This window comes from Brevibacillus sp. SKDU10, from assembly GCF_001645205.1.
In the GTDB taxonomy this organism is placed as follows: Bacteria; Bacillota; Bacilli; order Brevibacillales; family Brevibacillaceae; genus Brevibacillus_B; species Brevibacillus_B halotolerans.
Map to the genome: position 1 here is coordinate 1 of NZ_LSSO01000019.1, position 6,113 is coordinate 6,113.

At 35.3% G+C, this 6,113-nt stretch carries 6 protein-coding genes and 1 pseudogene; all 7 read right to left on the minus strand.

The window, feature by feature from the left end; translation table 11 throughout:
• Positions 1-157: 157 nt before the first annotated feature.
• Positions 158-616, minus strand: coding sequence for a GNAT family N-acetyltransferase (locus tag AYJ08_RS02645; RefSeq protein WP_064016482.1), 459 nt, complete (start codon positions 614-616; stop codon positions 158-160).
• A 640-nt stretch (positions 617-1,256) separates the two neighbouring features.
• The gene (locus AYJ08_RS24230; RefSeq protein ID WP_231928974.1) at positions 1,257-1,409 is read right to left on the minus strand and encodes a hypothetical protein; all 153 of its coding nucleotides are present in this window, start codon (positions 1,407-1,409) and stop codon (positions 1,257-1,259) included.
• A gap of 24 nt (positions 1,410-1,433) precedes the next feature.
• Positions 1,434-2,186, minus strand: coding sequence for a DUF4241 domain-containing protein (locus tag AYJ08_RS02655; RefSeq protein ID WP_064016483.1), 753 nt, complete (start codon positions 2,184-2,186; stop codon positions 1,434-1,436).
• 493 nt (positions 2,187-2,679) lie between these two features.
• Entirely contained in the window at positions 2,680-4,209 is a 1,530-nt protein-coding gene (locus tag AYJ08_RS02660) for a thiol-activated cytolysin family protein (protein WP_064016484.1), read from the minus strand.
• A gap of 838 nt (positions 4,210-5,047) precedes the next feature.
• Positions 5,048-5,185 (minus strand): hypothetical protein, encoded by a 138-nt coding sequence (locus AYJ08_RS24235; protein WP_157452769.1) that lies wholly within the window; start codon positions 5,183-5,185, stop codon positions 5,048-5,050.
• A gap of 450 nt (positions 5,186-5,635) precedes the next feature.
• A complete protein-coding gene (locus AYJ08_RS02665; RefSeq protein WP_064016485.1) occupies positions 5,636-5,824 on the minus strand; it encodes a hypothetical protein in 189 nt (62 codons plus the stop codon).
• An 18-nt stretch (positions 5,825-5,842) separates the two neighbouring features.
• A pseudogene (locus AYJ08_RS02670) lies at positions 5,843-6,113 on the minus strand (hypothetical protein); the annotation flags it as partial.

Here is a 6,113-nt window from a genome sequence, read left to right on the forward strand (position 1 = left end):
AAGATGTGATTAGTGTAGAAGTCTAAGCAGTACACCTTACAGCTACATAGAATGTATTGCCTGTAGGAACAGGGATACTAAAAATAGCCCTCCACAGTCTGAGAGGGGTGTTGAACCCTCTATTTGTTGCTAGTTTTCCACTAGTGTTCCTAATTGTCTAATGAATAGTGGCTTCATATATCTTTGTAGCATCTCCATTAAAGATGTATCCAGTGGTTAAAAAAGTCCAATCATATTTTTCGTAATAACCTTCTAAATCAGTTGAGAGGTATAGTTTAGTTAATCCTAACTTTCCCGTTTCCTCTTTGGCATGTTTCAATAGAATGGAACCTACTCTATTACCTCGCAACTCTGGAACAACATATAAACAAGCAAGCCAAGGAAATAAATCCTGACGACTTATTAAATCATTTCTTAGGATTGCATACGTACCTACAATGGAATTATTTCGGACAGCAATATAAAACCGTGGTAAGTCACAATTTGATGTACACGAATTGAACATACAATCATGGTAAAACTTATAGTTACTTTGGCTTCCCCACTGATTCCAATACACCTTAACAGCTTCATCAAAATATTCCATCTTATTTCGCAATTCGAAGATTTCAATCATTTCTTGTCACCCCTTGTCGAAAATATATTCCCTTAATTTTAGATTAAGTTGAGACGACTTTCTAGGTACAATTCGAATATAAACTATCTCTACACAGGGATATTAATCGGGGGAGAGAGTAGCATCATATTAGGAGGAATATTCTGGATTTAATTTTAATCCTCATCCAAAATACATACCAAACAAAAATAGCCCCTCTCCCAATGGTTATCAATATTCTAAGCAAATGGGATTTTCTGAAAGGAACATTACTATGAGTCTAATGATATAGTTTCACAAGGAAACCATATCACTTCTTCAAAAGTATTGTTGATAGCCAACGCGATAAGCTTATTTTGAATGTATATCAGAGAATGCAAGTATTCCACTTTTCATTGCCATAACGCCTATTTTTATAATTATCAATTTTCCATGTATCAGCTTTTTTCAATAAAGTCATCACTAAAATTAGTTTCGGTTTGGATATAAACTTCTGCACGGTTTTTATTCTTTCATTCAACATTTGATTTGATAGGGTGTTCTATTCCATTAAATTTTACTGGAAACCCAAAGCTCTTCCTGCTTTTGCCGCCATAAACCCGCTTTTTTCGGTACAGTATTCATCCAAAATAAAGCTTATCAGCCCCGAGAATTCTTCGTGTCAATCTGTACGTTTTGCATAATGATATTCATCTCTTGATTCGATTTCTTCTTGTTCATGTTGCTTATAGATGCGATCTTCAATACTATTCCATCTTGAGCCATATTCTTGGACTATGTTAACTAAATGCTTTTTCAACTCTTGCTCATCCATGGGGTAACACCTCTGCAAATTATCTTAGTCTTCCATTTCATCTTCGCCGTATGCTAATTGAATGTCGATAAACTGAACGACGATTTGGCAAATCTCCCCAGACGAATCATAGCCCCAATAAACTGGATAAGCACCATCGCCAAACCCGCTTTGAAAGATAGGCAAATGGTATTTTGTATCAGGAATCTGCCAGTTCAACCAATCACCGCCGTCACGTTGATATTCAGGATTCTGCCGGGCACTCTCTGCAAACAGGGCTGCAAAATAGCCATCGTAAAGGTTGTCTCCCAGATGTTCTGTATGCCATTGTCCGACAAAGTCACAGAAAGCTTGATGCACTTGCTTATCACAAATACAGCCTAGACCAGCATCTACATTGAAGCCAAAAAATTCATCCTCACCCAGCTCCAAGAGTTTTTCATGGCCGATAAGAGCTTCCTCGAACCGGACAGCAGGCACATCGTTGAATCGCAGCCGAACGGCGGCATAACGTGCACAGTCGCCTTCCTCATCCTGTTTCACCACACAGACTTCAGTGGGATATGTTCCAGCAGGTGCCGTCTGGAAGTAGGGCTGCTCGTCAATATCTCCCAAGTAGCACAGCGGATCGCGAACTAGTAGCTGGCCAGAGGGAATAGAGCAGGGGCCAATATCTATAACCGTAAGCTGCTTGCCTGCAATTTCAGGCAGCGTAAAATAATCATTCAAATCTACAGGGCATTTCAATTTGTCACGTTGCTGTTTCCATTGGGAAAGCCATTCATTTGTTGGCGCCACGACACTTACCTCCTAAAAATATGATTGTCATTTGTTGATATCTTTTGAGAAACGAAACATCTTGCAATGTATTGGCCATTTTCTTGGTGGCAATTTGTTTTTCTATTGACGAATAATGTCACATCATAGATTGTCTACTTTGTTTAATTCATACATTTGGGAAGGTGTTGAGCAAACACTATTTCTTCAGACACGACATGTTTGATGTCACTGTCTACTCGAGGCATGTGGAGTAGGTTTGCTTGATGGAGAGAAAATAAGAATAAAGAAAACGGCTAAAGTCCTTGTGTATAAAGGGTTTTAGCCGTTTTCAATCCTTCAATCTGATAAATGATTAAGCGTAAGGAGAGTGTGAACAATTTACATTACGCTAATCCGATTCATTGCCTTGGTATGCTTTAGGTTTACATCATAATCATGTAATCCTTTTTTATGTCTAGCTAGCCTCTGAAAGTAGGAGAGGTACTGTTTTTCCAATGGGTACTTCTCTTTTCTAGTGGCTAATACTAGCTGATGGATGCAATGTAGTTCCTCCAATTGAAACTTTTATTTCATTAGATAATGGAACATTGTATTCATCAATAATTGTTCTCCACCATTCCCATGCTAGACCTGTGCATTCTTTAGCCAAAATTCTTATATTTTTAGAATTAGGTGGAAGTGGTATTACGGTAGAGAAATGAGCTGTTCTGTTTTTGTAGTTTCCATCCCAAGTTTTGTGGGTAAGTACCTCATTTCCATCTTCATCGTATGAAAATTCATCCCAGGATACTTCAAATTGGGCAACGTATGCACCATGATGATCAAGAACGATTTTACCTTTAGAATATTCTGTAGAGGTAGTCTCAATATAGTCTGTATTGTTATGAATAGCAGCAATTGAATTATCTTTTAAGAAAACACTGGTATATGAAATAGGGTATGCTGGATTTTTTAGACTAAATTCCGCATTATCTTTAATAATATTTCGTATTTCATCAAAGTCTTTTGTAACAACCTTGTTATGCTCTTTTGAATCTCCCCCTAATACTACAGCAGTAAAGGAGCTATCTTCAAAAATGTCTTTGTACTGTCCGCTAGCTTCTACATTAGTATTTTTGAGTAAGGCTTTAAATGCAGCTTGTACATCTTTACTCTTAGAGGTTGTTTCTAATTTTACATAAATGGTTCGCCCATAAGCTACATTTGACACCATAACAGGCGGAGCTTCATCACTTACCCCTTTACGGGTCAGTTCCTTAAAAGTAACACTATTATCAAAGAGATCTGATGGATTGTCTGGCAGCTCTGCATTTACCGTATAAAATATTTGCTTATACGCAGCAATCATCACTTTCTTTTCTCCGCTAGCAATAGCATTAAAGTCAATTCCCAGTGAATTGTTAAGAATTTTAGAGTTAACATTAAGAGCACTTGCTATTTGATTTTTGCTATAAACCATGGATTCTGCATATTGTAGTCTTGCAGGTAAAGTATTTGATGTTGAATACTTTTCACTCCAAGTAGATACTAATTCATCAATTGCTCCAGACACATTACCATATGTTGGGTTTTCAACAGTTATTGAATTTTCTCTTTTCATCCCAGGTAAATCTATACTAATATTCAAGGGCTTTCTCTTGGCCGTTAATAAAGTAGGTTGATTTGCTACAAATGCGTCGTTTGCAAGTTGTATTGCGCCTGGATAGGTACGATTCGCCACAGAATCAATAATAGAAATATCCACTGGTGAAGTTGTAAGTGATTTTTTCTCACGTTTAACCACTATAAATTTACCATTTGATTTAACACCTTCTGTTGGAACATAACTATTTATTTGATCACCATTTGTTGCTAAAATATCGTGAACATCATAGTTTAAGTTAGCTATTCCAGTATCAATGTCATTAGGCTGGTTTGTTTCACTTTCTACATTAGTATTAGGTTTTTCGGCAAAGGAAATAAAAGGATAATTAATAATGCATAAACTTGTGCTTAAGCAAATGAGTAATTTTGTTGCTTTTAAACGGTTTAGAATTCTCAAGTAACATCAACTCCTTTTGGTAAATCATACCTTCTATTATTAACATTTTGTATAGTTCCAGAGAATCAACTTGTTAGTAATATAATGTTAAATTATATAAAAGAAGTGTCAAAATGAAGATTAAAAGTCAAAAGAACCATACTCATGCATGGTATAAATAGTGCTTAAGTTTGAACGGTCTGGGCTAATTAGTGGAGGAATTAACTAGCTGGTAAGCGTGTCTTAATTGTCAATTTTGATTAATCTCGTTATGTGGAGAGTGTGGTTTTGCTTAACCTTAAGTAAATGGCGAAAACCCTTGGGTTACAAGTTTTTTTGGTTTTGATAGAATTGGGGAATTTACCATATTTTTTACTCAAAAGACTTTAAATTTGTAGCTTGTGATACAAATAGATTTACTGTTAAAAGAATTTTATCAGTTGAGCATTTAACGGGTGGTTTTATATCAAGTTTTTCTCTTTTTGTTATAAAATGATCTGTGGGTGTATGCCCACTCAATGAAATATCATGTAATAGTCTAAGTATAAAGTTATTTGTGAATCTTGTAGGTTGAAAATTGTCCGAGAAGGAGATGAAACAATGGATAGGGTGAAGTTTTATTCATTAAATGATATGACATATGGCTGTAATCTGAGAATGTGTGAACAACACTTCAAAAAGCTTCAGTCAACTATATCTCCTCAAATATATTGTATCTATCTAAAAAGCGCCTATAAAAAGGCGGTCTCAGCGTGCAGACCTTCATACGTTTTAGTATTTTGTCTACACACAATCTCTTGTTAAGAGATTAACTTCTTTTATTAATGCTAAAAATGCGATATGACTTTACAAAAGTCTGCTAGATATAACTTATTAATGTAATGAAAACAGGCGCTATCGTTTTTATTTCTCCTAAATGCAATGCAACTATTACTCCTACAATGGTAATCAGAATGACACCAAGAACTATTAAACCAGAATAACCGAATCCTACCACTGATTTCTCTCCTTTAAATAAAATAGTTACCTTCTAAGAATTTTAACCTTGTTTTGATTTATTTTTCAGTAAATACAAACTCAAGAGTTGTTGAATCGTTTTTTACAGTGTTTATGGAGTGATTGTGTAATAGGCAAATTATGTATGAGAATTTTGATCAAAAGTAAATTCGCAAGAAACTTTTGAGCTAGTTATCAATAGTTAGTTATATCTAAGTCAGCAACTTTCCGACTCCGCTTTTTCCGATTGTGTCATAAGCAACTAATTTAACATTAGTTTTATGATGAGTTGGTTTCCTTTAGATATGTTTGTTTCTAATGAGATATTTTGGGGAGCTGATTGAGTAACGAGTTTCAAATAATGTTAGGAACAAGAAAACGTCCGAATACAAGGGAGACTCGGACGCTTCTCTGTTTAAGGATTTTTCAGTTAGGTTTTAAGAGAAAAGGGCTATTCTTTTTTATCTTTGTATATTTTAGACAAAAGGGCAGAAACAACAAAGACCACTACTAAAACAATCAAGAAACGAACAAACTCTGTAATAAACCAATTATTAGCTATATTCATTTCTTTTGTAACTTGCATAGTACCATATACAGAAAAAATAGTTAGAATGAACTTTAAAGTCTTTGAGTTCATTGTATCTCCTTTCTGTTTTTAAAGTAGAGCGTACACGATACCTTGTGCAATAATTCCACAAGATTTTGCAACCCATCCCCAAACGTATGGTTCCAAAGCTTTCGTTACAGTTTCTTTCACTTCCTCTAACGGCCCCATCAAAATATAGGTGTTCCAAGCTCCGATCCACATATCTTCGGACACCTTTTCTTTAACTATGTCAGGGAATTTAGAATATATTTTTTTCGGTAACTCCTTTTTTACATACCCTTTCCCGAAATATTTCATTAACTTTGTTCCAAGAGAAACA

Coding starts and splice junctions, on each gene's coding strand:
- AYJ08_RS02665 (WP_064016485.1), bottom strand. CDS start 5,824: ATGAACTCAAAGACTTTAAAGTTCATTCTAACTATTTTTTCTGTATAT.
- AYJ08_RS24230 (WP_231928974.1), bottom strand. CDS start 1,409: ATGGATGAGCAAGAGTTGAAAAAGCATTTAGTTAACATAGTCCAAGAA.
- AYJ08_RS02645 (WP_064016482.1), bottom strand. CDS start 616: ATGATTGAAATCTTCGAATTGCGAAATAAGATGGAATATTTTGATGAA.